The organism is Amycolatopsis xylanica, assembly GCF_900107045.1.
GTDB classification, from domain to species: domain Bacteria; phylum Actinomycetota; class Actinomycetes; order Mycobacteriales; family Pseudonocardiaceae; genus Amycolatopsis; species Amycolatopsis xylanica.
On the sequence record NZ_FNON01000009.1, the window covers coordinates 228,608 to 253,362 of the forward strand.

Here is a 24,755-nt window from a genome sequence, read left to right on the forward strand (position 1 = left end):
CGGTTCTGGCCGTCGGCATCACTCACGACGTCAGCCTACGAACCAGGCGACTGCGGCGCCCGCGGCCACCAGTGCGGCCAGGCCGAGCACGATCGCCATCAGCTTGACGGATTTCCACGTCGCGTACACGCCGCCGATGAGGAAACCGGCCAGCGCCAGCAGCAGAATTCCGATCATTTCGTTGCTCACGGTGCCATAGGGTGCCACACGACCCTCAGCCTGACCGTGCTGGGCAGCTCGACGCCGGGCCCGCGGCCTGGTGACACCGGACCATGTCAAAGTCTGGCTAAGATCGTGAGTGGAGCCGACCTGTTCCTGTGCGAGGCCGATAGCGCGGAGCAGTCCCCAGTGCATCTGACGCCGCTTGACGCAGGGCGCGCCGCTGCGGGCACCGGACGGCTCGTACTGACCTATGCCGGGCCGTCGCGGACGCCTCGCGAGGCGCAGGCGTCGACCGTCTACACCGGACCGATCGCCTACGCGGCGCCCGGTTCGGTCTTCACACTGTGATCGATTGGGGATTGTTGTGGCAGAACAGGTGAACCGCCGAGTCCTCTTGGGACTGGGCGCCGCGACGGCCGCCGTGCTCGCGACCGCCACGCCGGCACTCGCGGAAACCGAATCCGCGTCACCGCAGAAGCGGGTGCGCCGGGTTTACGAGAAGCAGTCTTCGCGTGCGGGCGGAACGTGGAACTCGTTCATCAGCGTAACGGGCTCCACCATTGTCGAGGACAAGGCCGACGAGCTGGTGGAGGCTTACAGCGTCAACAAGATCGCGGTCGCCACCGCGGTACTGGACAAAGTGGACCGTGGCCTGCTGAAGCTCGACCAGCGCGTCGACGTGCCCGCCGACATCATCGTCGCGGGCGGCGACGGGATTCTCGGCCTCGACGGCGCGTACCCGAGTTCGATCACCCTCGGCCACGTGCTCGCGCTGCTGCTGACCGTCTCCGACGACACATGCGTGCGGCTGTGCGGTCTCGTGGCACCGTCCAAGGAGATCAACGAGATCCTGGTCGCGAAGGGTTTCCCGAAGACCCAGGTCAAGCCGGTCGCGAACCCGAACCGGTTCTTCCTCGGCCAGACCACCCCGCGCGAGACGCACGACCTGCTGCAGGCGCTCGTCGGCGGGACGCTGCTGTCGAAGGCCTCCGGTGACTACCTGCTGAACATCCTGCGCTCGCAGGCCGCGTTCACCGACGGCATCCGCCGGAACATGTCCTCTGTGGAGCGTGGCAGGGTCGCCACGAAGGCGGGCTGGTTCAACGACGGCCGCAACGAGGCCGGGATCATCTTCGACACCGCGGGCAAGCCGGTGCTGACGTACTCGCTCTTCGCGCACACGCCCGACGAGCCCGAGAACTTCGGCGCGACCCACCCGCTCGTGGAGGCCCGCGCGGTCATGGGCCGCGCGTTCTTCGACGCGGTCGAGAAGCTGGCCCCGCCCGCGACGGCCCGCGCACTGACCGCGGCCCCGGCCTACCGCCCCTCGAACGGCGGCTAGTCCCCACGCGATAAAGCGGGCTTTATCCCGGTGTGGGATAAAGCCCGCTTTATCCCGGTCGCTACAGGACGCCCTTGGTGGACGGGATGCCGCCCGCGCGGGGGTCGGGCTCGGTCGCGGCACGCAGTGCGCGCGCGACGGCCTTGTACTGGGCCTCGGCGATGTGGTGCGGGTCGCGGCCGTGCAGCACCCGGACGTGCAGTGCGATCTGCGCGTGGAACGACAGCGAGTCGAACACGTGCCTGGTCAGCACGAACGGGTAATTCCCGCCGATGGTGAACGAGTTGAACTGCTCCGGCTCGCCCAGGTGCACGCAGAACGGGCGGCCGGAGACGTCGATCGCGGCGTGCGCGAGTGTCTCGTCCATCGGGATCCACGAGTCGCCGAAGCGGCGGATGCCGCTCTTGTCGCCGAGTGCCTGGCGCAGGGCCTGGCCGAGCACGATCGCGGTGTCCTCGACCGTGTGGTGCGCGTCGATGTGGACGTCACCGGTCGCCTCGACCTTGAGATCGAGCGAGCCGTGCACGCCGAACGCGGTCAGCATGTGGTCGTAGAACGGGACGCCGGTGGAGATCTCCACCTGGCCGGTCCCGTCCAGGTCCAGCTGGACCAGGATGGACGATTCCTTCGTGGTCCGTTCGATCTTTCCGACGCGGGTCATCGGGGCACCTCCTTGCTCGCCTCGAGGAAGGCGTCGTTCTCTTCGGGGGTTCCGATGGTCACCCGCAGGTGGCCCTCGATACCGACGTCCCTGATCAGCACCCCGTTGTCCACATAAGACTTCCAGCTCGCGGGCGCGTCGGCGAACCGTCCGAAGAGGACGAAGTTCGCGTCGCTCGGCACCGGCGTGAAACCCAAGCCCAGCAAGGCTTCCACGACTCGGTCGCGCTCGGCGGCCAGTTTGTGCACCGACGCCAGCGTCGCGTCCGCGTGCCGCAGTGCCGCACGCGCGGCGGCCTGCGTGAGCGCGGACAGGTGGTACGGCAGGCGCACCAGCTGCAGCGCGTCGATGACGGCGGGCGCCGCCGCGAGGTAGCCGAGCCGTCCGCCCGCGAAGGCGAACGCCTTGCTCATCGTGCGCGAGACGACCAGCTTCGCCGGGTATTCGGCGAGCAGTTCCACCGCGCTCGGCTGCGACGAGAATTCGGCGTACGCCTCGTCGACGACCACGATCCCCGGCGCCGCCTTGAGCACGCCCGCCAAGTCCGCCAACGGGATCGAGCCACCGGTCGGGTTGTTGGGGCTGGTCACGAACACGACGTCCGGCTGTCGCGTGTGGACGATCTCGGCCGCTTTATCCATGTCCAGCGTGAAATCCGGACGGCGCGGCGTCGGAACCCAGTCGGTCTTCGTGCCCGCCGAGATGATCGGGTGCATCGAGTACGACGGTTCGAAGCCCAGCGCGGAACGTCCCGGCCCGCCGAAAGCCTGCAGGATTTGCTGCAGAATCTCGTTGGAACCGTTGGCGGCCCACAGGTTCCGCTCGGTCAATGCCACGCCGGTCGACGTCGTCAGGTACGCGGCGAGGTCGCGGCGCAGCTCGACGGCGTCGCGGTCCGGATAGCGGTGCAGGTTCGCCGCCGCCTCGCGGACGGCCTCAGTCACGTCGGCCACCAAGGCGTCCGGCGGCGGATACGGGTTTTCGTTGGTGTTGAGCCGGACCGGGATGTCCAGCTGCGGCGCACCGTAGGGCGACTTGCCGCGCAGGTCCTCGCGCAGCGGCAGGTCGTCGAGGGTCACTTCGTTCATGACGGGAACCTCGCCGTCACCGCTTCGCCGTGCGCGGGCAGGTCTTCGGCGTTGGCGAGCGCGACGACCTTCGACGCCACGTCGCGCAGCGCCTGCTCGCTGTAGTCCACGATGTGCATGCCCTTGAGGAAGCTCTGCACGGACAAGCCCGACGAGTGCCTGGCGAACCCGCCGGTCGGCAGCACGTGGTTGGAGCCCGCGCAGTAGTCGCCGAGCGAAACCGGCGCGTACGCACCGACGAAGATCGCTCCGGCGTTGCGCACTCGAGCGGCCACCGCGCGCGCGTCGGCCGTCTGGATCTCCAGGTGCTCGGCGGCGTACGCGTCGACGACCCGGATGCCATCCTCCACAGTGGACACCAGCACGGTGCCGGACTGCTTGCCCCGCAACGCGATCCCGACGCGCTCCGAGTGCTTGGTCGCGCCGACGCGGCGCTGCAGCTCGGCGTCGACGGCGTCGGCCAGCTCCGGCGAGGTGGTCACGAGGACGCTCGCGGCGAGCGTGTCGTGCTCGGCCTGGCTGATCAGGTCGGCCGCGACGTGCGCGGGGTCGGCCGTCTCGTCGGCGAGGATGGCGATCTCGGTCGGCCCGGCCTCGGAGTCGATGCCGATCAGGCCGCGCAGCATGCGCTTGGCCGCGGTCAGGTAGATGTTGCCGGGCCCGGTGACCAGCGCGACCGGCACCAGCTCGGCGCCGTCGGTGTCGACGCCGCCGTAGGTGAGCAGCGCGACGGCCTGCGCGCCGCCGACCGCCCAGACCTCTTCGACCCCGAGCAGCTCGGCGGCCGCCAGGATGGTCGGGTGCGGCAGCCCGCCGAACTCTGCCTGCGGCGGCGAGCACAGCACCAGCGTCTCGACACCGGCGGCCTGCGCCGGGACGACGTTCATGACCACACTGGACGGATACACAGCGAGCCCGCCCGGCGCGTACAGGCCGACCCGGTCGATCGGGAGCCAGCGCTCGGTGACCGTGCCGCCGTCGACGACGGTCGTCGTGACGTCCTCACGGCGCTGGTCGGCGTGCACCTTGCGGGCGCGCGCGATGGACTCCTCCAGCGCGGCGCGGACCTGCGGGTCCAGCTCGGACAGTGCCGTGGCCAGCCGCTCGCGGGGCACGCGCACGCTCGCCGGGCGCACCTTGTCGAACCGCTCGGTGAACTCGAGCACGGCCTCGACACCACGGTCACGGACCGCCTCGACCACCGGCCGCACCTGATGCAGTGCCGCGTCCACGTCGATCTCGGCACGCGGCAGCGTGGCGCGCAGTTCGGCGGCGGACGGGACCTGCCCTCGCAGGTCGGTTCGGTTCAGCATGGGACCAGGGTACGAGGTGGCCCCGGCGGGCATACTCCGTGGTGACGCCCGCACCACATGTTGGGAGACCACCGTGCCGCGTATCGGCCTCTGCCAGGTCACTTCCAGTGACGAACCGGACACGAACCTCAAGCTCATCCGCGAGGGTGTCGCCGAGGCCGCGGGCCAGGGCGCGCGGATCGTGGTGTTCCCCGAGGCCGCGATGGCGCGGTTCGGCATCCCGCTGGGACCGATCGCGGAGCCTTTGGACGGTCCTTGGGCGACCGCCGTCGCGGGGATCGCGGCCGAGTACGACGTGCTGATCGTCGCCGGGATGTTCACGCCGTCGGAAGACGGCCGGGTGAAGAACACGCTGCTCATCACCGGGCTCGGCGAGCACCGCGGCTACGACAAGATCCACCTATACGACGCGTTCGGCTTCCGCGAGTCCGACACGGTCGCGCCCGGGTCCTCACTGGCGCGGTTCACTGTGGACGACGTCACGTACGGCGTCGCCACCTGCTACGACCTGCGTTTCCCCGAGCTGTTCCGCGCACACGGCGAGGCGGGCGCCGCCGCGGTGCTGGTGCCGGCGTCGTGGGGCGCCGGCGAGGGCAAGCGCGAGCAGTGGGAAGTCCTCGCGCGTGCCCGCGCGCTCGACTCGGGCACCTGGGTGGTCGCGGTGGGCCAGGCCGACCCGGCGGCGACCGGTGTCACAGTGAACCCGAAAGCGCCGACGGGAATCGGTCATTCGCTCGTCTCCGACGGTTTTGGCCGAATGTCCGCCTCTTTGGGCAGCGCTCCGGAAACGGTCGTCGTGGATATCGATCCCGAAATCGCGGAAAAGGCCCGGATCGCGACAGGCGCGCTGGCGAACCGCCGCCTTTAAGGCAAGCGGACGGTCTTCAGGAACCTCGGTAAAAGCCAGGGTTTCGGCCCGCTGATGCCGATCTTGCCGGTGAGCACCGCCCGCGCCTTGCTGACGCGGTGGAAGTTCATGAGGTTGAGCGTCGGCGGGTCGAAGCGCAGGCGGACGTCGTTGTCGTCGCGGGGATCCTCGACCGTCACCTTGCCCCGGTGCAGCACCAGCGTGACCGGATTCGTGTGGTCCGAACGGAATTGCACCGCGATCCGTCGTTCTCGGGGCGGCTCGTCGTTGGCCAGCAGGTGCCCGGGGTCGTGCCGCAGCAGCCCGACCAGGAACAGGTCGACGAACAGCGCCGCGTCCTGCGGCGGGATCCGCCAGCGCGCGATGTCCCAGCCGTGGATCAGCAGCTCGTTGACCAGGTGCGCGAGCACGCCCGCCCGGGGCACTCGCGAATCACCGAGCCAGGGCAGCGGCTCCTCGGGGTCGAGCCCGTCGCTGATCCGGAGTATAACGTCGATGTCGGCCTGGAGCTGCTCGATGATCCGGCCGGTGTCGCGCTCGGTGAAGCGGGCGAGCGCCGTGGCGTTGAGATCCGAGACGGTGTCGACCGTGGTCGTGAGCACCGTGCTCCGCAGCGATGGCAACGGATGCGGAGTCTCTTCGGCGCCGATCTGAGCGGTGTAGAGCTTGGCGATGACCGCGACGTGGGCCGCCGTGTCGGCGACGGTCCAATCCTGGGTCGCCTTCGCGTCCGGGTCGCGGCTGGACACCAGCTCCGCGAAGCGATCCCCGGCGTGCTTGAGCGAGACACGCACGGCGTGCCACTGGGCGTCCGAGATCGGCGAAGGCATGCCACCAGGAAACACCACATCGCGCCGACGGGATTATCGCCGCGTGCTCAATGAATGGCGGCTTTTCTTCCCATTTAAACGTATAGCAGAGGGTGGGTCTTGCGGCAAGGCCCCGGTCCGGGTCCACACTTGATCACCTTGACCGAGGTATGTGAGGGGAATTCCCAATGCGTGTTCTGCTGTCCACGATCGGCTCACGGGGCGATGTCCAGCCGGTCGTGGCGCTCGCCGCCCGCCTGAAGGCGCTCGGCCAGGAGGTCCGCGTCTGCGCGCCGCCGGACTTCCGCGACCAGGTCGAAGGCCTGGGTGTGCCGTTCTTCCCGGTGGGCCCGGAACTGCGCTCGACCGGCAAGACCGGCATGGTCGCGCCGCCCACGCCGGAACAGCGGCGTCAGCTGATCGAAACCACGGTCGCCGACCAGTTCACGGCGATCACGGCGGCCGCCGAAGGCTGCGATGTGATCGTGGCGGGCGGCTATCTCGTGATCGCGGGCCGGACGGTCGCGGAGAAAATGGGGATCGGCTACATGATGGCGGCCTATTGCCCGGTTTTCCTGCCGTCGCCGCATCACGCGCCGCCGGTTTTCCCGATGCTGGGCGACGAACCGGGTTCCGCCGACAACACGACACTCTGGGAGCGAGACCAGCACCGCTACGCCATTTTCCGCGACCCGCTCAACGCGCACCGGGAAGCGCTCGGGCTGGCCCCGGTCACCGACGTGCGGAGCCATTTGTTCACGGACAAGCCGTGGCTGGCCGCCGACCCCGTGCTGGCACCGTGGCTGCCCGCCGACGGACTCGAGGTGACGCAGACGGGTGCGTGGATCCTGCCGGACGAGCGCCCGCTGTCCGCCGAGATCGAGGCGTTCCTGGAGGCGGGCGAGCCGCCGGTCTACTTCGGCTTCGGCAGCATCCGCGCGCCTGAGGACCTGAGCCGGGCCATGATCGAGTCGGCCCGCGCGCTCGGGCGGCGCGCGATCGTGCTGCGGGGCTGGGCGGATCTCTCGCTGCCGGACGACGCGCCAGATTGCCTGTCGATCGGCGAGGTCAACCAGCAGGCGTTGTTCCAGCGCGTCGCGGCGGTCGTCCACCACGGTGGCGCCGGGACGACGACCACGGCCACCCGCGCCGGGGCGCCGCAGGTGGTGATCCCGCAGCACAGCGACCAGTTCTACCTCGCGGACCGGGTCTACTCACTGGGCATCGGCGTCGCGCACGCGGGAAGCGCGCCGACTGCGGCTTCGCTCACCGAGGCCCTCACGCGGGCCTTGGAACCGGAGGTGGCGGCCAACGCGAAGCTGGTCGCCGACGGCGTCCGCACCGACGGCACGGACGTCGCCGCGCGCCTGCTCACCTAGGGTCGTGAGTGTTCCGGCCGGTTCTAACCGGCCTAAACACTCACGACCTCTTTAGGGGCAAGCGCACCAGCGCGAAGGGCTCGTGCGCGTTGCGGGCGGTTAGAACCGCCCGCAACGCTCACGACCCCCGAATCTCAGGCCAGACCGTGTGCCAGGGGGTTCCGCCGCCGCACGCGAGCAAGAGACATGCGCGAGTGGTAACTCCACTCCGTTAGATGCAGCAAAATCACCACTCGCACAAACCCCATCTCGAAGAGCGCGCCACCTTGGGCTTTCCTTCAGCAGAACCGCCCCGACGCTCACGAGCCCTTGACCCGAAGGCGCTGGACCGAGCCGTCGTTGGTGCCCGCGAACACCCAAGTCCCGTCCGGCGAAGCGACCACCGACTCGGTCGAAGGCGCGCCGCCGAGCTTCGACCAGGTCCGCCCGCCGTCGGAGCTGCGCAGCACCGGCGACTCCTTCGAAGCCGCGTACAAGACCCCGCCGCGCCCGAAGGTCAGCGCCGACAGCCGCGGCGTCGGGTAGGACTTGAATGTCTTGCCGCCGTCGGTGCTCACCCGCACCGACTGGCCGACGGCGACCACCACGCGCTCGCCCTCGATCGCGATGGCGTCGACCGTGCCGTCGAGCACCTTCGTCATGGTGATCCCGGTGTCGTCGCTGTGGTAGAGCCCGCTCACGTCGCCGATCCACACCGAGTCGAGCCCGTGCTGGTCGATCGCGATCGCCTTCACGCCACGCAGCTCGTCGTGGATGCGAGGCACCAGCGAATCGCCCGCCTCCTCGCTGAAGTAGAAGGCGTTGACCAGGTACGCGGCGACGTACGTCCGCTTGCGCGGCAACGCCGGGTGGATCGCGATGGACTTGGTGTTGCCGTCGACCGCGGTGAGGAGCGTCCAGGTCTTGCCCGAGTCTTCGGAGCGCTCCAGGAAGATCGTGTCGTTGCTGCCGCGGTAGCCGTTTCGCCCGCGCAGCACCACGTTCGGCGATTCGGGGTTCACCGCGAGCGCGCCGACGCGGTTGCCGATGGCGGCGGGCGCCTTGCCGTCGAAGCCCCATTCCTGGTCGCGGGCGGGGAGCGTGGTCTGGAACGAGCCGACCATGGTGCCCGCGATCAGCGACTCGCCGCTGATGGCCAGCGAATACACGACGCCGGCCGGCAGGCCGATGCGCTGGAACGTGTTCGCGTCGGTCGTGGTGTAGATGCCGCCGCTGCCGTAGACGACCTGCTCGGCCGGGCGGTCGGGGAAGCTGCCGAGGTCTTCGTAGACGTCGAGCTTGGCCAGGCCTTGCGTGGCGCGCCAGGTGCGGCCGAGATCGGTGCTCACCCAGTGCCCGTGGAGGCTCTCGACCTGAAGGTCACCGGTCACGGTGAGCGCGGCGAACAGGATCCAGCCCGAGAACGGTCCTTTCACCTCTTGCCAGGACGCGCCCCGGTCTGCGGAAAGGTGCACGCCGCTAGAAGAGCCACCGCCGGTGAGCACCTTGTCGCCGTGCACGGTGAGCTGGGAACCCGCCACCACCGGCGCTTTCGTGCTCTTGCCATTCCGGATGACGAACAGATCGTGGCCCGCGGTGACGAACAAATCCGATCCGGCTGCGCGCAAACTGTCGGCCTCCGCCGGGGAACCGGCGATCAGCTTCCATTTCCGGCCATCGGAACTGCGGTACACGCCTTTCGTGCCCGACGCGTACACCTGACCATTCGCGATGAGCACGTCATTGACGTCGCCGTCCATTGTCAGCACCGCTTGGAATGTCGCTCCCGCGTCGGTACTGCGCAACACGGCGCCCTGACCGCCGCCGCCGACATAGCCCGCGACATAAATGAGGTCGGGGTCGCGCTGGTCGGCGGCGAGCTTGGTGCCCCTGAGATAGCCGCCGGGGTACAGGCCGCCCTGCCGCCAGGTGTGGCCGCGGTCGTCGGACCGATACAACCGATGATCCGCGGGCGGCTGCGCGTAAATCCGCGACGGTTTGGCGCTCGTGAAAGCCAGGTATCCGCCGGTCGTATTCGGGCCGACCGATTCCCATGTCCCACTCGGTGGTGCCGCCGCGCTCGCGGGCGGGGTGAGCACGCACAAAGCGAGCACCAGCGACAGCAGGAATCTCATTGGGGGGCTCCGCGTTCGGCGAATGAGCAGGGACGCCGCAGATTAGCGCGAATGGTCACCGACGGGAATGGCCCGTTCACCGGAATACGAACGCCCCTTCCGAAACAAATTCCGGAAGGGGCGTTAGGTAATTGTCGAAACTCAGTGCACCGCGGGCTCCGGGACGATGCCTTCCTTGATCGCGATCAAGGTCAGCCCGGCCCGGCGGCGCTCGCCGGTCTTGTCACGAATGCGGTCCAGGTACGACCGGACGGTCCGCACGCTGATGCCCAGGTCCTCGGCGATGTCCACGTCCCGCTCGCCGCCCGCGACCAGCTTCAGCACCTCACGCTCGCGCTTGGACAGGTCGATCCGCGGTCCCGCGTTGCGGTCGTGCGAAGCGTCGATGACCATCGAGGCCAAGGTCGGCGACACGTACGTGTTGCCTGCGTGGATCGTCCTGATCGCGCGCAGGATCTCCTCGCCGTCGGCGTCCTTGGACAGGTAGCCGTGCGCGCCGGCGCCGATCGCGCCGAGCACCTCGTTCTTGCCCGCGTGCGCGGACACCACCAGCACCTTGTGCCCCATGCCGTTGACCTCGAGCACGGCGGCCGCGTCGGCGACCCCGCGCAGCTTCAGGTCGAGCACGATCACGCTGCCCGGTGGCTGCTTGCTGACCGCGAACTTCGCCACCGAGTCCTCGACCGCGCCGAGCTCGATGTCGTCGGCCTCGGCCAGCACGCGCGCGACCGCGTCCCGGTACAGCGGGTGGTCCTCGATCACCCCGACCTTGATGCGTTCACGCCGCACCGGCTGCTGCTCAGTCATCCCTCACCCCGCTCCTGCCACCGGGGCCACGAGCTGGGCGGCCGCGGCCGGATCCAGCGCGGGCCCGGTTGGCACCAGTCCCAGCAAACCACTCGAAACAGCTTGTTTCCGCACCGCTCCGTAGCCCAGCGCGGCCAGCGCCTGCGCGCTCGCCACCGGATACTTCAGTCCCGTGTCGGTCACCAGGTAGACCGTGCCCGAGCCCATCAGCTCGGTCACCACCGCTCCCCCGGACGGCGGCACGAACACCTCGTCCGCGGCGCGGGAGTCCGTCTTCGGCACCGCTATCGTCCGCCCGCCCGGCGGCGCGCCGGACAGCACGATCCTGGCGGGACCGGCGCCGTCGCCCTCCGCGCAGACCGTCACGACGCCCCCGGTCACCGTGAGCAGCGCCGGGATGCGCCCCGGATAGCCACCCGCGTTCTCCGCCGTCACCCGGCCGGTCTTCGCCACCTCGGCGGCCTTCACGACCGTCGTTCCCGGCTTCTCGTAGGCGTCGGAGTTGGCGGGTGCCGCCATGATCAGGGCCGCTTCCGTCTGGGTGACGACCTGCAGCCCGTCCTTGCGCACCAGATAGTAACCGGCCGCGGTGCCGGTGACCGCGTCGTTGACCACCAAAATCTGGCCGACCTTCGTGGTGGCGGCCCCCACCTTCGGCCCCGCGCGCCCGGCGTCGGCGACCGCGATGAAGCTCAGGTCGCGCCCGGCGGGCACGGTGTTGAGCCATCGGCTGGACACCACGACGGCCGAACCGGCGTCGTAGCCGAGCGCCGCGCTCGCGTCCGCGCTCAGCTTGTACCGCTGCCCGCCCGCGATGAGGTACCTCTCGCCGCCCGCGAGGCGCACCAGCAGCCCCTCGGCCGATCCGACCTCGCGGCCGGTGGCGGCGGCGCCGAGCACGACGACCGACGTCGGCTCGGCCGAGGACGGCGCGTCCGGCGTGGTCTTCGAGCAGCTGTTCCACCGGCTCGTCACGAGATTGCCCGCGCCGGGCAGCGAATCGGGCGCGCCCGCGATGCCGACACCGCCGCCGCGCGGTGCGGTAGCGAGGTTCTTCGCCGAGACCGACACGGTCGCGTCGCCGTTACCGCCGGCGAGCAGCCGCGCCGAGGCGTAGTTCAGCACCGGATGCAGCGCGTTGTCCTGCCCGAGGATGTACCGGGCTCCGGTGCCTTCTTCGACGATGACGTGCCCGCCTGCCAGCCAGTCCTTGCCACCGGACGGTTTGAGCAGGCCGATCACCCCGAACACGGCCGTGACCAGCAGCATCACCGCCACACCGATCACCGTGCCCAGTACCAGGCGCCTGCTCGGCGAAACCGGATGGTTCGCGTCGGCGGCCACCAGCGCCGAAACCAGTCTCCGGCGCAGGAACTGATACGCCTGGATCTGATCTCGCTGCGTCCACACCCTTCTTAACCCCCGCTCTTCGACCCGGGGCTCATGTTAGGCGCGGATAACCCGCGCACGTGTGGGCAATTTTTCCGGCAGCGGGAAACGCGTTGCCCGATAACGTTGCCTGTGGTCAGGAAGGGGTGGCGCTGTGTCTGTGGACGCGCCCGCGAGCGGGGTGCTCACACCGCGGGCGGCTAGGCCGAAAATGTCGGTGGCGAACGCGCCGTGGATCTTGCCGGTGCGCGCCATCCAGGTCGCGATCTGGGAGATCGCCGCGCTCGCGGTGCTGCTGGCCTACACGGTCGATGGCGTCGCGCGGCCGACGCAGATCACCGTCGCCGCGCTGGCCGGGCTGATCTTCGTGACGACCTCCGTGCGCATCGCGGGAAAGCATCTGGCGGGCTGGGCGTTCACCTGGCTCGGCCATCGCCTGCGCCGTCACGACAGCAGGCGAGACAGCCCCGACCCGCTGCACCGCGTCGCGGGCGCGTTGAAGGTGCGCCAGCACGTCGATCGCGCTGGCAACCGCTTCGGCGTCGCCGAGATCGACGGCGGCTGGTCGGCGATCGTCCGACTCAAGGGCCCGATGACCCCCGACACCGCGACGGTCGTGCGCATCCTGCGCGACACCTACCGCCGCGCCGACATCCCGCTCTCGACCGCGCAACTGCTCACCTGGACGGTCGCCCGCGGCCAGACCGGCAAGCCGTACCGGGTGCACTGGCTGACCGTGCGCTACCGCCCCGACGAGGCGCCGGTCGCGGCGCTCGCCCGAGGCGGCGGCGAACTCGGCGCGTTGCGCAGCACGGCCTGCGCCGCGCTCGGCCTGATGGGCGCACTCGCCGAGGCGGGCTACGAGAGCACCGTTCTCGAAGCGAACGAACTCGCCGAAGAACTCCGCGTGGCGTTGGGCGCGGGCCGCCAGGCCGAGCCCACCGACGCGTGGCGCTCCTGGACGGCGGGCCAGGCGACGCAGGTCTGTTTCGCGCCGGTGGCCGACCACGACGCCGTCAGCGCGCTCGACGTCTTCGTCCCGGCCGCGGCGTTCACGGCCAGCTCGTACACGCTCCGCCGTACCCCGGGCGGCAAGGAGAAGGCCGACGTGGTGATCCGCGTCGGCGGCGAGGTGCGCGCCTCGGAACTGGGCATCCGCGCGGTCCCGCTGCACGGCCGTCACGCTTCGGGCGTCCGGCGCTCACTGCCGCTCGCCCTGGTCTCTTAAGGCTTCCCGACTTTTACGACGGCTTGGCCATCTTTGACGGCGATGATCTTGAAGGACTCGCCGTTGAGGTTGAGCGTCCGGTCCGCGATGCCCGAGGCCGAAAGGCTGACGTTGATCCCGCCGGAGACCTCTACCCGGTCTTCCTTGACGGTCACCAGCACGGGGCCGAGTTTCTGATTGGGGATCCGGTCGCCGGTCTTGACCAGCACCTCGCAGCTGCCGTCGGAGCAGGCGGCGAGATTGGTCCCGTCGGCGGCGGCGGGCAGCCCTCCGCCTCCGGAGCCGCACGCTGCCAGGAGGAGCAACGGTGGTACCCACTTGAACGTCATGGCCGCAGCGTAGGAAGCCCGGCCGGGGAGGGGTCCCAGAACGGGATAAAGCGGGCTTTATATCGGGGAAAAGCGTCCCGATATAAAGCCCGCTTTATCCCGACCCCTAGCCTCGGACGGCCTCGTAGACGCCGGCGATCATGCCCACGAACGGCACCAGCGAGAGCAGCGCCAAGAACTCGGTCACGTCCAAAAGCCTGCCCCAGTAAGGCGAACGCACCCCGCGCGCGACCCGCCCCGCGTAGACCAGGCACACCACCGCGGCGACGGCCACCGCCAGGCCCGCCGCGAACAGGAACTCAGGCGCGCCCCGCGACACCAGCCAGAACCCCGCGCACACCAAGGCGGCACCGCCGAAAGCCACCAGCACGATCCGCTGCACCGCGCCCGCGTACGACCGCGACCGCAGCATCCACGTGATCCCCAGCAGCGCGACGAGCCCGCCTTCCCAAGGCCCGCCCGAGGAAAGCACCACGGACGACGCCAGCATCAGCAGGCCGAGTGCGAACAGCAGCCCGCTCAGCAACCCTTGCGCGCGAGCCGTCTGCCCGACCATGTCCGCGCCCAGCGACGGCTGTTCGTTGGCACGGAAGGAATCCATGTCATCCGGCACGCGGGGCAACGGCAACCGCCCCAGCCGCAGCGCGAGCATCGGCGCGACAGCGGCCAAAGCCGTGGCCAGCACCGCGAGCACCGAAGCGGCCGCGACCGGACGGGCGTCGAACAGCAACACGAAAGCCGTCGTCAACGCCCCGAGCCCAGCGGAACCCGCCACCGCGACGAACCACGGCAAGCGGTCGGCGACGACGACCGCGCCCAGCACGGCGTACACGGTCACCGTCGCGAGCCCTGCCCCCAAAGGACCGGCTGCCAGCGAAAACGGCGCATGCGGCGGAAGCGCCGACATCCCGGCGAGCAGGGCCGCGCCGACTCCGGCCAAAGCGCCGGCCGCACCGGCGCCCGCGTCGCCGTAAGCACGGCTCAGCGCACCGCCGCCCAGAAGCAGAACGACGGCCAGCAGCCCGGTGCCGATCGGCGCCAGCACCGTCCCGGCCGCCGAGGTCTGCAACAGCACCGCCGCACCGAGCAGTGACACGACCGCTGCGGCGATCCCGCCGCGGCGGGCGATCGCGGGGGTCCAGGCGCCGGTGCCGGACTCGGCGACGCTGGCGATGGAGTCGACCACGTCGTCGAACAGCAGCGGACCCCGCGGGCGCTCCCGCGGGGTCAGATGCAGCACTTCGCCGTCACGGATCTGGGCCGCGGCGACGCTGAGGCCGAGCGCGAGCGGCGCGCCGCCCAGCCGGGACAGCACCCAGCCGGGATGGTCGGCCGACGCCTGCCCGGAGGCCGCCGCCAGCCGGACCAGCTGCGGCACGAGCTCGGCGAACGTGCTCTGGGGTGGCAGCGCGACATCGACGCGCGCGCGGGGCGTGACCACCGTGACGCGCCGGGTCGAGCCGGAGGAGACCGCCGCTGTCATGACTCGAGCGAACCGGCCTGCTCGATCACCGGCGCGAACTTCGCCGCCGAGTTCTCGGCCAGCTTCTGCAGGCCGTTGTTGACCGCTTCGAGCACGATCTCGCCGAGGTTGCGGGCGTCGTAGCGGCGGACGGTCTCGGGATCGATGTCGATCGAGGTGAACCGGCCGTCACCGCGCAGCGTCACGGTGACCTCGTTGTTCCGCGAGTGCGCCTTGACCTCCATGGCCTCGACCGAGCGCTGGATCCGCTGGACCTCCTCGGTCTGGCGGCGCACCTGCTCGAGCAGCTCGTCCATGTCCGGCACGGCGTAAGGATCGGTGTTCAACGGGAGAACCTTCCTGGACTAGCTGTTGGCCACGTCGTAGTTGACGTGCTCGGAGTAGTGCTGGCCGTTGTAGGTGATGTCGATGTCGACCTTCGCGTCCTGCCCGGCCGGCGCCTGGATCTCCGAGTGACCGGTGGTCAGGTCGGTCGTGATGATCACGTGGCCGTTCGACGGGGCCGAGGCCGGCGGGGTGACGGGTGCGGACACCGGCGGAGTCGCGCCGTTCGCGGGGAGCGTGGTCGCGGGCGGGGTCGCGCCGGAACCGCCGTTGACCGGGATCCACGAATCAGGCGAGGCGCCACCCGAGGAAGCGCCGCCACCGCCGAGCGCGGGCGGCGTGTACTGGGTGAACGGCGGCGCGGTCGCCGGGCCGGTCGCGCCGGTGCCACCGGCGACGGCCTGCCCGGACGCCGAAGCGACCGGCGCGGGCGCCTGCGGCGAGGTCACCGGGGTGCCGGAGATCGCCGTGTTGCCCGCGGTCGACGCGGCGCCACCGGCGGCGGGGGTCGTGCTCTTGCTGCCGAACAGCTTCTCGATGTCACCGATGATGGTGGCGAGCTGGCTGATCTGGTTGGCGAGCTGCACCACGCCGAGCGCCTTGAGCAGCGCGCCGATCGCGGTGATGAACGCGCGCAGCGTCGCGCTCGTCGCCGTCGACAAAGCGACCGCGGCGCCGTAGGTCCACGGGTTCGACATCAGGCCCGCGACGATCGGGTTGACCGCGCCGACGACCGCCTTGTAGGCCGCCTGCGCGGTCTTGATCAGGGTGCCGGACACCCCCAGCAGTTCGGCACCCTTCTGCACCACCCCGATGATCTTCGTCAGCGATTCGAGCGAGTCGTGGATCTTCTTCAGCGCCGACTGCGAGGCCGCGCCAGACCAGGTCTTGGACAGCTGGTCGGCGGCCTTCTTGAAGTCCGTGTACAGCCCGACGAAATCGGAGGCCTTCTTCAGCAGCTCGGCGACGTGCTTCGCGATCTGCTCCGGCTGGCCGGTGTAGATCTGCGGCAGCACCGTGATGGGCCCGCCGGAAGCCGCGGTGGCGTCCATGGCGCTGGAGTTGGGATAGATCACTACTCAACCTCTCTGGAAGGTGGCTGCCAAAGACACGGGAAGACTCAAGAAGCCGGCCGGTAGACACTGACGTTGGCCAGGCCGCGGATGCCGGGGTCGACGACACCGTGGTTGTAGAACAGCCCGCCGTCACCCGCGACGCCGATGAACGGCCGCCCGCCGGTGAACAGGCCCGGCTCGACCACGACCACATCGCCGCTGTGCACCCCGCCCGGCACGTCGCCGAACCCCCGCGCGGTGCCCGCGTACACCTCGATGACGCCGATCCTGGCCTGGTTGTCGGCGTTGCCGCCGAGCCAGTCGTTGAAATCGGTCACCCCGTGGAACCGGGCCGCGGCCACGGGATACTCGCCGAGCTGCCCCAGACCCGCGTCCCCCAGGTAGCGCAGCACGTTCCCGACCGAGTCCGGCTCGCCCGCCGCGCCCGCGCTGTCCCTGATCGCCGCCGTGGCCAGCTCGGACGCCTGATGCGGGGTTCCCCAGATCTTCGCCATCAGGCCACCGCCGTTGCCGCCGCCGTACGCACCCGCCACGGCGCGGTCGGCGGCGTCGTACTCGTCGGCACTGCGCTTGACGAGATCGTTGACCTGCTGCAGCAGCGTGAGCAGCTTGCGCAGCGCGGTGACCTGGTAGCTCTGCATCGACGCGTTGGCGGTGGCCACGGCGCCGCCGAGCGCGGCGAAGGACACCGGGGCGATGATGGTGCGTTCGAGGTCGGAGACCACGTTGATGCCCTGCACGATGATGCCGCCGACGTTCCCGACGGTGGACCGCATCGCTTCGGGTTGCGCCCGGTACTCCATGACCCTCCTTCCCGCCCATCTCCACTCGATACGCCAGCGTAGGTTCGGCCCGCGCGCGGAGCGGACGGCAAAAGTACCCACCGCACCGCGTGAAGAAGTGGCCAAAATGATCGGCAGGGTACCCACGACCACCAAGGATCGCCACTGATGTCCCAGCGTTTGCCGATGATCGGCGAGCAGCCAGCCGAGATCGTCCTGCAGTCCCCGCCGATGATCCCCAAGGGCGGGTCGGGCGGAATGCTGCAGCTGCTCATGTTCCTGCCGATGATGCTGGGCATGGGCGCGATGTCGTTCGTCTACATCGGACGCGACGGCGGGGCGATGACCTGGATCTTCGGTGGCCTGTTCGTCGTGGTGATGGGCGGCATGGTGGTGATGTCGCTCGGCCGGGGCGGCGCGGCGAAAAAGGCGGCGGTCAACGAGGAACGCCGTGACTACCAGCGTTATCTGGCCGGTCTGCGTGGCCAGGTCCGGGAAATCGCCGACGATCAGCGCGCCGAGATGATCTCGCTGCAGCCCGATCCGGCCGACCTGTGGGCCTACGTCGAGGCCGGGAAACTGTGGGATCGGCGGCGTTCCGCGCCGCAGTTCGGCCAAATCCGCGTCGGAACGGGGCCACAACGGCTGATTACGCCGTTGCGCGCGCCGCAGACCGTGCCTTTGGAAGACCTCGACCCGGTGTCCTCCACCAGCCTCAAGCACTTCATCCGCACCTACTCCACGGTGAACGACCTGCCGGTCGCCATCTCGCTGCGCTCGTTCGCGGCCGTGTATCTCTCCGGCAGGCGCCCCGACACGCTCGGCCTCACGCGCGCGCTGCTCGCGCAGCTGGTGACCTTTCACTCACCCACCGATCTGCGGATCGCGCTGTGCGTCGCCGGAAACCGGCTGCACGACTGGGAATGGGCGAAGTGGCTGCCGCACGCGACCGCGTCGACGGCCGCCGACGCGGCGGGACCGCGCCGCCTGGTGGCCGACAACGTCAAGACACTCGGTGAGCTGCTGGGCAACGACCTCGGCGAACGCCCGGCGTTCAGCCGCAAGGGCCAGAGCACCGACCACCCGCACATCGTGGTCATCGTCGACGGCGGCCAGACGTACGGCGAGCCCCGGCTGATCACCGAGACCGGGCACCTCGGGATCACCGTGCTCGACGTCGGCACCGAGCAGCCGCGCGCGTCGTCGACCGAGCAGATCCTGTGCCTGCACAGCGGTCCCGGCCAGCTCGGCATGGTCGTCGGCGAGGGAAACGACGTCCGGCTGGGCTTCCTGGGCAAGCCGGACGCGCTCGACCGCGGCTCGGCCGAGGCGCTGGCCCGCATGCTCACCCCGCTGTACCAGGGCACGGCCGTGGTCAGCGAGACGCCGATGTCGGCGACGTTCGGGCTCGCCGCCCTGCTCGGCATCGGCGACCCGCGCGACACCGACACCGCCGTGACCTGGGCGCCGCGCGCGCCGCGTGACCGGCTGCGCATCCCGCTCGGCGTGAACCCCGAGGGCCGCCCGGTCGAGCTGGACCTCAAGGAGTCCGCCGAGGGCGGCATGGGCCCGCACGGCCTGGTCATCGGCGCGACCGGGTCCGGCAAGAGCGAGCTGCTGCGCACGCTCGTGGTCGGGCTGGCGGTCACGCACTCGTCGGAGAAGCTGAACCTGGCGCTGATCGACTTCAAGGGCGGCGCGACCTTTGCCGGCATGACCGGGCTGCCGCACACCTGCGCGGTCATCACCAACCTGTCCGACGACCTCTCACTGGTCGACCGGATGGCGGACGCGATCAACGGCGAGGTGTTGCGGCGTCAGGAACTCCTGCACGCGGCGGGCAACTACGCCTCGGTGCGCGACTATGAGAGGGCACGCGAGAGCGGCGTCAACCTCAAGCCGCTGCCGTCACTGCTGGTGATCATCGACGAGTTCTCGGAGCTCCTTTCTTCACGCCCCGAATTCATCGACTTGTTCGTCACCATCGGACGGCTCGGGCGTTCGCTCGGCATCCACCTGCTGCTCGCGTCGCAGCGGCTCGAAGAGGGCCGCCTGCGCGGGCTCGATTCGCATCTGTCCTACCGGATCGGCCTGCGCACGTTCTCCGCGCAGGAAAGCCGCGCGGTGCTCGGTGTCGCGGACGCGTACCAGCTGCCGTCGGTGCCGGGTTCGGCCTACCTGAAGGTCGACACGGACACGCTGATCCGGCTCAAGGCCGCCTATGTCTCGGGTGACCTGCCGCCGCGCAACCTGGTCGCCGCCGCGGCCGCCAAGAACTCGAACGTGCTGCCGTTCACGCTCGCGCCCGTCGAGCTGCCCGCCGAGATCCCCGCGATGATCGCCGCCGAAGAGTCCACAGTGTCTACTTCGGACAGTCCAACCGAGACGATCATGAGCGCGATGGTCTCGCGGCTGGAAGGCAAAGGTCCGGAGGCGCACCAGATCTGGCTGCCACCGTTGCAGGAACCGCCCACTTTGGACCAGCTGCTGCCGCCGCTCGGCATCGATCCCGAGCGTGGCCTGTGCCCGCTCGGCTGGGGTGGCAACGGCAGGCTGACCATCCCGGTCGCGCTGGTGGACAAGCCGTTCGAGCAGCGCCGCGACATGCTGTGGGCCGACTTCGCAAGTGCCGGGGGCCACGCCCTGATCGTCGGCGCGCCGCAGAGCGGCAAGTCGATCCTGATGCGCACGATCGCCGGGATGCTCGCGCTGACACACACCCCGCGCGAGGTCCAGCTGTTCATCTTGGACATGGGTGGTGGCGCGCTGGCCCCGCTTTCGGGGCTGCCACACACTTCCGGCTACGCCACGCGGCGTGACGCGCAGCGGTGCCGCCGCGTGGTCGCCGAGCTGACCACCTTGCTCGAACAGCGCGAGGAGTTCTTCGCCGCGCACGGCATCGAGTCGATCGCGACCTTCCGCGAGCGGCGCGCGGACTTCACCGAAAGCCGCGAAGGCCGTGAATTCGGCGACGTGTTCCTGTTCGTGGACAACTGGACGACCATCCGGCAGGAATACGAGAAGCTCGAAGAGCAGATCACCGCGCTCGCTCAGCGCGGGCTCGGGTTCGGCATCCACGTGATCATCTCGCTGAACCAGTGGATGGGCATCCGCGCGCCGCTGCGCGACGCCATCGGCACCCGGTTCGAGCTGCGCCTCGGCGACCCGGCCGACTCGATCATCGACCGCAAGACCGCGCAGAACGTGCCGGCCGACGCGCCGGGGCGCGGGCTCACCGCGGACAAGCTGCACTTCCTCGGCGCGCTCCCCCGCGTCGACTCCGACCAGCGTCCGGCCACGATCGGCGACGGTGGCGTCGACCTCGTCGAGCGGCTTTCGCTGGCGTGGCAAGGAATGCGCGCGCCCCAGGTCCGCCTGCTGCCCGCCGAGATCCCGCTGGACTCGCTGCCTGCGGCGCCCGGCAAGCAGGTGCTGCTCGGCATCGCGGAGTCGAACCTCGGGCCGGTGGCACTCGATTTCGGCTCCGATCCGCACTTCCTGGCGTTCGGCGACGTCGAGTCCGGCAAGAGCTCGCTGCTGCGCGCGCTCGCGCAGGGCATCATGACCGCTTATACCCCCGACGAAGCCGCGATCGTGGTCGCCGATTACCGGCGCGGCCTGCTCGACGCGGTCACCGGACGGCATTTGCTCGGTTACGCGGGTTCGGAAACCGTCTTGACCGGGTTGATCAAGGAATGCGAACAGGCGATGCGCGGCAGGCTGCCCGGCCCCGATGTCACCGCCGAGCAATTGCGCAACCGCTCGTGGTGGAAAGGGCCGGAACTGTTCATCCTGGTGGACGATTACGAGCTCGTCGCCCAGGTCGGCCGTAACCCGCTGTTGCCCCTGCTGGAGTTCCTGCCGCAGGCACGCGACATCGGGCTGCACATCATCCTGGCCCGAGGAGCGGGCGGCGCGGGCCGCGCGCTGTTCGAGCCGGTGCTCCAGCGCATCCGCGAACTCGGCTCCCCCGGCCTGGTCATGGCGGGTTCCAAGGACGAAGGCGTGCTGCTCGGCGACGTCAAACCGGGTCCGCAGCCGCCGGGCCGCGGCACGCTCGTCAGCCGCCGCCACGGCACCGGCCTGATCCAGATCGCGTGGACGAAACCCGCCGATTCGTGAGGGGGGTCACCTGAGCGGCCCACGACTTTCGGCGCTTACCGGACGTCAAGACGGGGATTAACGTTCAATCGCTGCTTCAAGTTGAGCGCATTCCCTTACTTCCGGAGAAGGGTACATTCATGCGGATTTCAAAATTGATCGGCACCGTCGCGTCCGTGGCCGCCGCGCTGAGCATCGCGGGCGCCGGCGTGGCACAAGCACAGACCGACATCATCGGCGGCGGGACGGTCAGCTCGGCACCCTGGGGCGCGCAGATCTACTGGGCAGGCAGCTTCAATTGCTCCGGCACCAGCATCGCGCCGACCTGGGTGCTCACCGCGCGGCACTGCGTGAGCTCCGGCGCGATGAGCGTCAAGGTCGGCAACGTGAACCTCGGCCAGGGCATCAACGCCACGGTCGCGCAGAAGTACACCTCTCCCAACGGTGACATCGCGCTGCTGCGCCTGTCGACGGCAGCGGGCTCCTCGCACGTCACGCTCTCCAGCGCGATCCCGGCGGTCGGCGCGACCAACCAGATCTACGGCTGGGGCCGCACGCTGAACAACAACCCGCCGTCGCCGATCCTCAAGACCGCCAACGTGCGCGTCACCGGCACCAGCACCGACGCCTACGGCGGCCCGGCGATCCGCAGCCAGGGCATCAACGGCGCGGCCTGGCACGGCGACTCCGGCGGCCCCGAGATGCAGAACGGCCAGCAGGTCGGCGTCTGCTCGACCGGCTCCAACTCCGGCAGCAACCCGCAGGGCACCCAGAACTACGCCCGCGTCGCCGCCAGCCGCGCCTGGATCAAGACCACCTCAGGCGTGTAGCCGAGCGGGATTTAGCGGGCTTTATCCCGGGCGCTTTTCCCGGGATAAAGCCCGCTAAATCCTGAACCTACGAGCACTTGATCTTCGGCGTGGTGACGAACACCCCGGTCACCTTGCCGCCCGAAGTCAGGAACCGGTACACGAACCCGTCCTTCTCCGGGATCGGCGCCGAGAACTCGCCGTCCTTTTCGGTCACCCGCGCGCCGTAGGCCTTCTTCAGCTCGTCCACAGTGGACCCCTGAGCGACACCCTCCGGCGTCTTGGCCCCCGCGGGCGCGGCCAGCGTCACCAGCCCGGACTTCCCGATCGAAACGCCGCCGGAAACGCCCATCGCCTTGTCGCGGATTTCCCGCTGTTCCGCCCTGGGCACCGCGGCCATCGCGGAATCGGCGGCGGCCTTGGCGACAGCCGCCGATTCCGCTGCCGAATGCCCGTTCTTCGCGGCCGCTTCCTCGTAGATCTTGTCCTTCTCCGCGAGGTCCTTCTCGGCCGCGTCCTGAGCCGCCATCCGCGCCGGGTCGGGCGCGGGCCCGCCGGTGAGTGAATAGTCGGTGCAGCCGTCCAACCGCGACGTCGGCTCCTTGGCCAGCTCACCGGTCGCGAGCGCCGCCTCGGCCGTCATGCCCAGCGTGAGCTTGCCGTAGGCGGTCGGGCCGAACACCTTCGGCGCCTCCGGTGTCGAAGAACAGCCCGCGACCAGCAGGACGGCGGCAGCACCGAACCACAATTTCCCCATGAATCCCCCTTTGTCATGATCACTTTAGATCATGCAAAGCGGGTGTCTTCCGAATATCCGGCGCCGGAGTGACGGCCAGCACGCCCCAGACGGCCGCGGCCACGCCGAGCACGAGCCCGGCACCCGCCGCCATGGTCCAGAAGTCCGGCCGCACGATCGACTGGCCACGCAGCGCCTGCCACGTCACGAGCGCCACCAGCCCGAAGTAGCCGGCGGTCGCCGTCCGCATGAGACGGCGGCGCACCAGCTCGTCCCGCAGCACCGGGAACCGGGTGGCGAGCATGAGCAGCAGGGCCGCCAGCAACGGCAGCAGCTGCAACGCGTGCATGCCGACGAAGTGCGGGATGCGCAGGTCCCCGCCGGTCGTGCTCCACCCGATCAGCGGCAGCCCCGGGCCACCGTCCGGCACGCCGACGCTGTGGCCGCCGACGACCGGCGACTTCATGCCCGCCTGCCACATCGCCTCCTGCTCCGGCTTCGGCCCGAACATCAGCATCCCGAGCATCAGCCCGGTCAGCGCGACCGCGAGACCACCACGCACGGCCGACGCCTGCGCCTTGTCCGGCAGCTTCTGGAACAGCAGCAGCACACCGAGCACCAGCGTCGCGCCCCACGCGGTGAACGCCGCGTTCGCGAGCCAGCCGTTGATCGTGCGGTCCAGCTCGCCCGCCACGTTGAAATGCAGCTGCCTGCCACGGAACGCGATCTGCCACACCAGCAGCACCATGTCGGCCGCCAGCGCGACCGCGACCACGGTGCCCGCCCACCAACCGGCGCGCCGCCATTTCGGCAGTAAAGTGATCATCCACGAGAGCGTCACGGTGTACAGCGCGATGGAAATCGAGAATTTCCACGGCTTGGCCCAAAGGGACGCGTTCACCAGCGTCCTGTCATCGACGATCAGCCCGACCGTCGCGACCGCGAAAAGTACCGTCATGGCCCCCGCCATGATCACCAGCGGGCGGTGCGAAAACACGGCCCGCGAAATCCCCGATCCCCTGTCTGACATGCGAAAAGCCTGACCGAGACTGGACGGGCCGGCACTCCCGTGGTCCCCCGTACCCACGGTGGGGTTTCCCCCACCCCGCCGCACGTGGGTAATAGTGCCGTCACCGCTCCCGGCAGTTGTGCCGTTTGACCATGACCCCGCCTTTTCTAGCGTGACATTCACAACGAGCGCTCTACTGCGCTTTCCATCGACTGAGAGGAGGTGGCCCGTCGATGAGTAGTCCGGGATTCCAGGCGGATGCGGCTGCTATGACGCGCGCGGTCCAAGGTTTCGAGGAGACCGCGTCGAGCGCCAAGACGACGATGGCCAGCTTGGAGTCCGAGCTGACCGAGACGCTGCGCAACTACAAGGGTGACCAGGCCGTCGCGTTCTGGGACCTGCAGCGCCGGTTGCAGGAGAAGATGGCCGCCGCCGTCCGCGAGCTCGACACCATGTCCAGCCTGGTGAACCAGAGCTTCCACAACTACGGCTCCGGTGACGCGGACGTGTCCTCGCAGCTGCGCAACGTGGCCGCCACCGCCTCCGACGCCGGCGGTTCCGTGCTCGGCCGCCTGTCGGGCGCGAACTAGCTCAGAGAGGACTCCACAGTCATGGCCGATGTCGTAGAAATCAACTTCGCCGCGCTGCAGCACAGCTCGGCTTCGCTGGCCGCCAAGGCCAAGGCGCTCACCACCCAGCTCGAGCAGCTGCAGAGCAACCTGCAGCCGCTGAAGGCCAGCTGGTACGCGTCCGGCAGCTCCGCCGGTACCGCGGCCGAGGGCTCGGAGACCCGGCTTCGCCAGGCCACCGCCGACATCATCGCGATCATCGCGCAGTTCGGCGGCAAGGTCAGCGAGGCGCACGACCTGCAGGCTTCGCTCGAGAATCGGAACCAGGGCTACTTCGCCTGAGTTTTCCGTCCATAGACGTCGTTTGGCCGGTGTGA

Annotated in this window: 24 protein-coding genes; 9 read left to right on the forward strand and 15 right to left on the reverse strand. The window is 69.5% G+C overall.

Annotation, left to right across the window (positions count from 1 at the left end):
* Nucleotides 1-30: 30 nt before the first annotated feature.
* A complete protein-coding gene (locus tag BLV57_RS43475; RefSeq protein WP_176968937.1) occupies nt 31-189 on the reverse strand; it encodes a hypothetical protein in 159 nt (52 codons plus the stop codon).
* Between the two features lie 105 nt (nt 190-294).
* On the opposite strand from BLV57_RS43475, the gene BLV57_RS43480 reads away from it, so the two are divergent.
* Complete coding sequence (locus BLV57_RS43480) at nt 295-510, forward strand: hypothetical protein (protein WP_176968923.1); 216 nt, start codon at nt 295-297, stop codon at nt 508-510.
* Nucleotides 511-538: 28 nt separating this feature from the next.
* Complete coding sequence (locus BLV57_RS34545; protein ID WP_245757632.1) at nt 539-1,504, forward strand: serine hydrolase; 966 nt, start codon at nt 539-541, stop codon at nt 1,502-1,504.
* A 61-nt stretch (nt 1,505-1,565) separates the two neighbouring features.
* Here BLV57_RS34545 and hisB read toward each other — a convergent pair whose 3' ends face one another.
* The 3 genes from hisB to hisD are packed head-to-tail and all read right to left on the reverse strand — an operon-like array spanning nt 1,566 to nt 4,566.
* Complete coding sequence (hisB, locus tag BLV57_RS34550; RefSeq protein ID WP_091296522.1) at nt 1,566-2,165, reverse strand: imidazoleglycerol-phosphate dehydratase HisB; 600 nt, start codon at nt 2,163-2,165, stop codon at nt 1,566-1,568.
* Nucleotides 2,162-3,253: a histidinol-phosphate transaminase gene (locus tag BLV57_RS34555; RefSeq protein WP_091296525.1), complete on the reverse strand. Its 1,092-nt coding sequence runs from the start codon at nt 3,251-3,253 to the stop codon at nt 2,162-2,164. The genes hisB and BLV57_RS34555 overlap by 4 nt, the downstream gene beginning before the upstream one ends.
* Nucleotides 3,250-4,566 (reverse strand): histidinol dehydrogenase, encoded by a 1,317-nt coding sequence (hisD, locus tag BLV57_RS34560; RefSeq protein WP_091296527.1) that lies wholly within the window; start codon nt 4,564-4,566, stop codon nt 3,250-3,252. Before hisD ends, BLV57_RS34555 begins: the two co-directional genes overlap by 4 nt.
* 73 nt (nt 4,567-4,639) lie before the next feature.
* Between hisD and BLV57_RS34565 the strand changes: the two genes are divergently transcribed.
* Nucleotides 4,640-5,434 carry a carbon-nitrogen hydrolase family protein gene (locus tag BLV57_RS34565; RefSeq protein ID WP_091296529.1) on the forward strand — a complete coding sequence of 265 codons (795 nt, stop codon included), beginning with the start codon at nt 4,640-4,642 and terminating at the stop codon, nt 5,432-5,434.
* Here the strand turns inward: BLV57_RS34565 and BLV57_RS34570 are convergent.
* The gene (locus BLV57_RS34570; protein WP_091296531.1) at nt 5,431-6,264 is read right to left on the reverse strand and encodes a maleylpyruvate isomerase N-terminal domain-containing protein; all 834 of its coding nucleotides are present in this window, start codon (nt 6,262-6,264) and stop codon (nt 5,431-5,433) included. The two genes, BLV57_RS34565 and BLV57_RS34570, sit on opposite strands and share 4 nt — an antisense overlap.
* A gap of 167 nt (nt 6,265-6,431) precedes the next feature.
* Between BLV57_RS34570 and BLV57_RS34575 the strand changes: the two genes are divergently transcribed.
* Nucleotides 6,432-7,622, forward strand: a complete 1,191-nt coding sequence (locus BLV57_RS34575; RefSeq protein WP_091296533.1) for a glycosyltransferase — start codon at nt 6,432-6,434, stop codon at nt 7,620-7,622.
* Nucleotides 7,623-7,921: 299 nt separating this feature from the next.
* Here BLV57_RS34575 and BLV57_RS34580 read toward each other — a convergent pair whose 3' ends face one another.
* The 3 genes from BLV57_RS34580 to eccB all read right to left on the reverse strand — a co-directional run bounded on the left by BLV57_RS34580 (nt 7,922) and on the right by eccB (nt 11,953).
* Nucleotides 7,922-9,736, reverse strand: coding sequence for a hypothetical protein (locus tag BLV57_RS34580; RefSeq protein ID WP_091296535.1), 1,815 nt, complete (start codon nt 9,734-9,736; stop codon nt 7,922-7,924).
* Nucleotides 9,737-9,877: 141 nt separating this feature from the next.
* The gene (locus BLV57_RS34585) at nt 9,878-10,543 is read right to left on the reverse strand and encodes a response regulator transcription factor (RefSeq protein WP_091296537.1); all 666 of its coding nucleotides are present in this window, start codon (nt 10,541-10,543) and stop codon (nt 9,878-9,880) included.
* A 3-nt stretch (nt 10,544-10,546) separates the two neighbouring features.
* Nucleotides 10,547-11,953 carry a type VII secretion protein EccB gene (eccB, locus tag BLV57_RS34590; protein WP_091296539.1) on the reverse strand — a complete coding sequence of 469 codons (1,407 nt, stop codon included), beginning with the start codon at nt 11,951-11,953 and terminating at the stop codon, nt 10,547-10,549.
* Nucleotides 11,954-12,086: 133 nt separating this feature from the next.
* Between eccB and BLV57_RS34595 the strand changes: the two genes are divergently transcribed.
* Entirely contained in the window at nt 12,087-13,160 is a 1,074-nt protein-coding gene (locus BLV57_RS34595; protein ID WP_425426061.1) for a type VII secretion protein EccE, read from the forward strand.
* On the opposite strand, the gene BLV57_RS34600 is transcribed toward BLV57_RS34595, so the two are convergent.
* The 5 genes from BLV57_RS34600 to BLV57_RS34620 form a co-directional block, all read right to left on the reverse strand.
* Entirely contained in the window at nt 13,157-13,489 is a 333-nt protein-coding gene (locus BLV57_RS34600; protein ID WP_091296544.1) for a hypothetical protein, read from the reverse strand. The genes BLV57_RS34595 and BLV57_RS34600 overlap by 4 nt on opposite strands.
* 106 nt (nt 13,490-13,595) lie before the next feature.
* Complete coding sequence (gene eccD, locus BLV57_RS34605; protein WP_091296547.1) at nt 13,596-14,972, reverse strand: type VII secretion integral membrane protein EccD; 1,377 nt, start codon at nt 14,970-14,972, stop codon at nt 13,596-13,598.
* Nucleotides 14,969-15,298, reverse strand: a complete 330-nt coding sequence (locus BLV57_RS34610) for a YbaB/EbfC family nucleoid-associated protein (protein ID WP_245757633.1) — start codon at nt 15,296-15,298, stop codon at nt 14,969-14,971. The genes eccD and BLV57_RS34610 overlap by 4 nt, the downstream gene beginning before the upstream one ends.
* A gap of 18 nt (nt 15,299-15,316) precedes the next feature.
* Nucleotides 15,317-16,348, reverse strand: a complete 1,032-nt coding sequence (locus BLV57_RS34615) for a WXG100 family type VII secretion target (RefSeq protein WP_091296847.1) — start codon at nt 16,346-16,348, stop codon at nt 15,317-15,319.
* A gap of 68 nt (nt 16,349-16,416) precedes the next feature.
* A complete protein-coding gene (locus BLV57_RS34620; RefSeq protein ID WP_091296550.1) occupies nt 16,417-17,175 on the reverse strand; it encodes a WXG100 family type VII secretion target in 759 nt (252 codons plus the stop codon).
* A 147-nt stretch (nt 17,176-17,322) separates the two neighbouring features.
* Between BLV57_RS34620 and eccCa the strand changes: the two genes are divergently transcribed.
* Together eccCa and BLV57_RS34630 are read left to right on the forward strand one after the other, a co-directional pair.
* Nucleotides 17,323-21,276, forward strand: a complete 3,954-nt coding sequence (gene eccCa / locus BLV57_RS34625) for a type VII secretion protein EccCa (RefSeq protein ID WP_176968938.1) — start codon at nt 17,323-17,325, stop codon at nt 21,274-21,276.
* A gap of 119 nt (nt 21,277-21,395) precedes the next feature.
* Nucleotides 21,396-22,085, forward strand: coding sequence for a S1 family peptidase (locus BLV57_RS34630; protein ID WP_091296552.1), 690 nt, complete (start codon nt 21,396-21,398; stop codon nt 22,083-22,085).
* Between the two features lie 67 nt (nt 22,086-22,152).
* On the opposite strand, the gene BLV57_RS34635 is transcribed toward BLV57_RS34630, so the two are convergent.
* Nucleotides 22,153-22,821 (reverse strand): hypothetical protein, encoded by a 669-nt coding sequence (locus tag BLV57_RS34635; RefSeq protein WP_245757634.1) that lies wholly within the window; start codon nt 22,819-22,821, stop codon nt 22,153-22,155.
* Nucleotides 22,822-22,840: 19 nt separating this feature from the next.
* Entirely contained in the window at nt 22,841-23,758 is a 918-nt protein-coding gene (locus BLV57_RS34640; protein WP_245757635.1) for a hypothetical protein, read from the reverse strand.
* Nucleotides 23,759-24,042: 284 nt separating this feature from the next.
* Here BLV57_RS34640 and BLV57_RS34645 point away from each other — a divergent pair, with 284 nt between their 5' ends.
* Both BLV57_RS34645 and BLV57_RS34650 read left to right on the forward strand, forming a co-directional pair.
* The gene (locus BLV57_RS34645) at nt 24,043-24,399 is read left to right on the forward strand and encodes a WXG100 family type VII secretion target (RefSeq protein ID WP_091296557.1); all 357 of its coding nucleotides are present in this window, start codon (nt 24,043-24,045) and stop codon (nt 24,397-24,399) included.
* Nucleotides 24,400-24,420: 21 nt separating this feature from the next.
* Nucleotides 24,421-24,720, forward strand: coding sequence for a hypothetical protein (locus BLV57_RS34650; protein WP_091296560.1), 300 nt, complete (start codon nt 24,421-24,423; stop codon nt 24,718-24,720).
* The last annotated feature ends 35 nt before the right edge of the window (nt 24,721-24,755 follow it).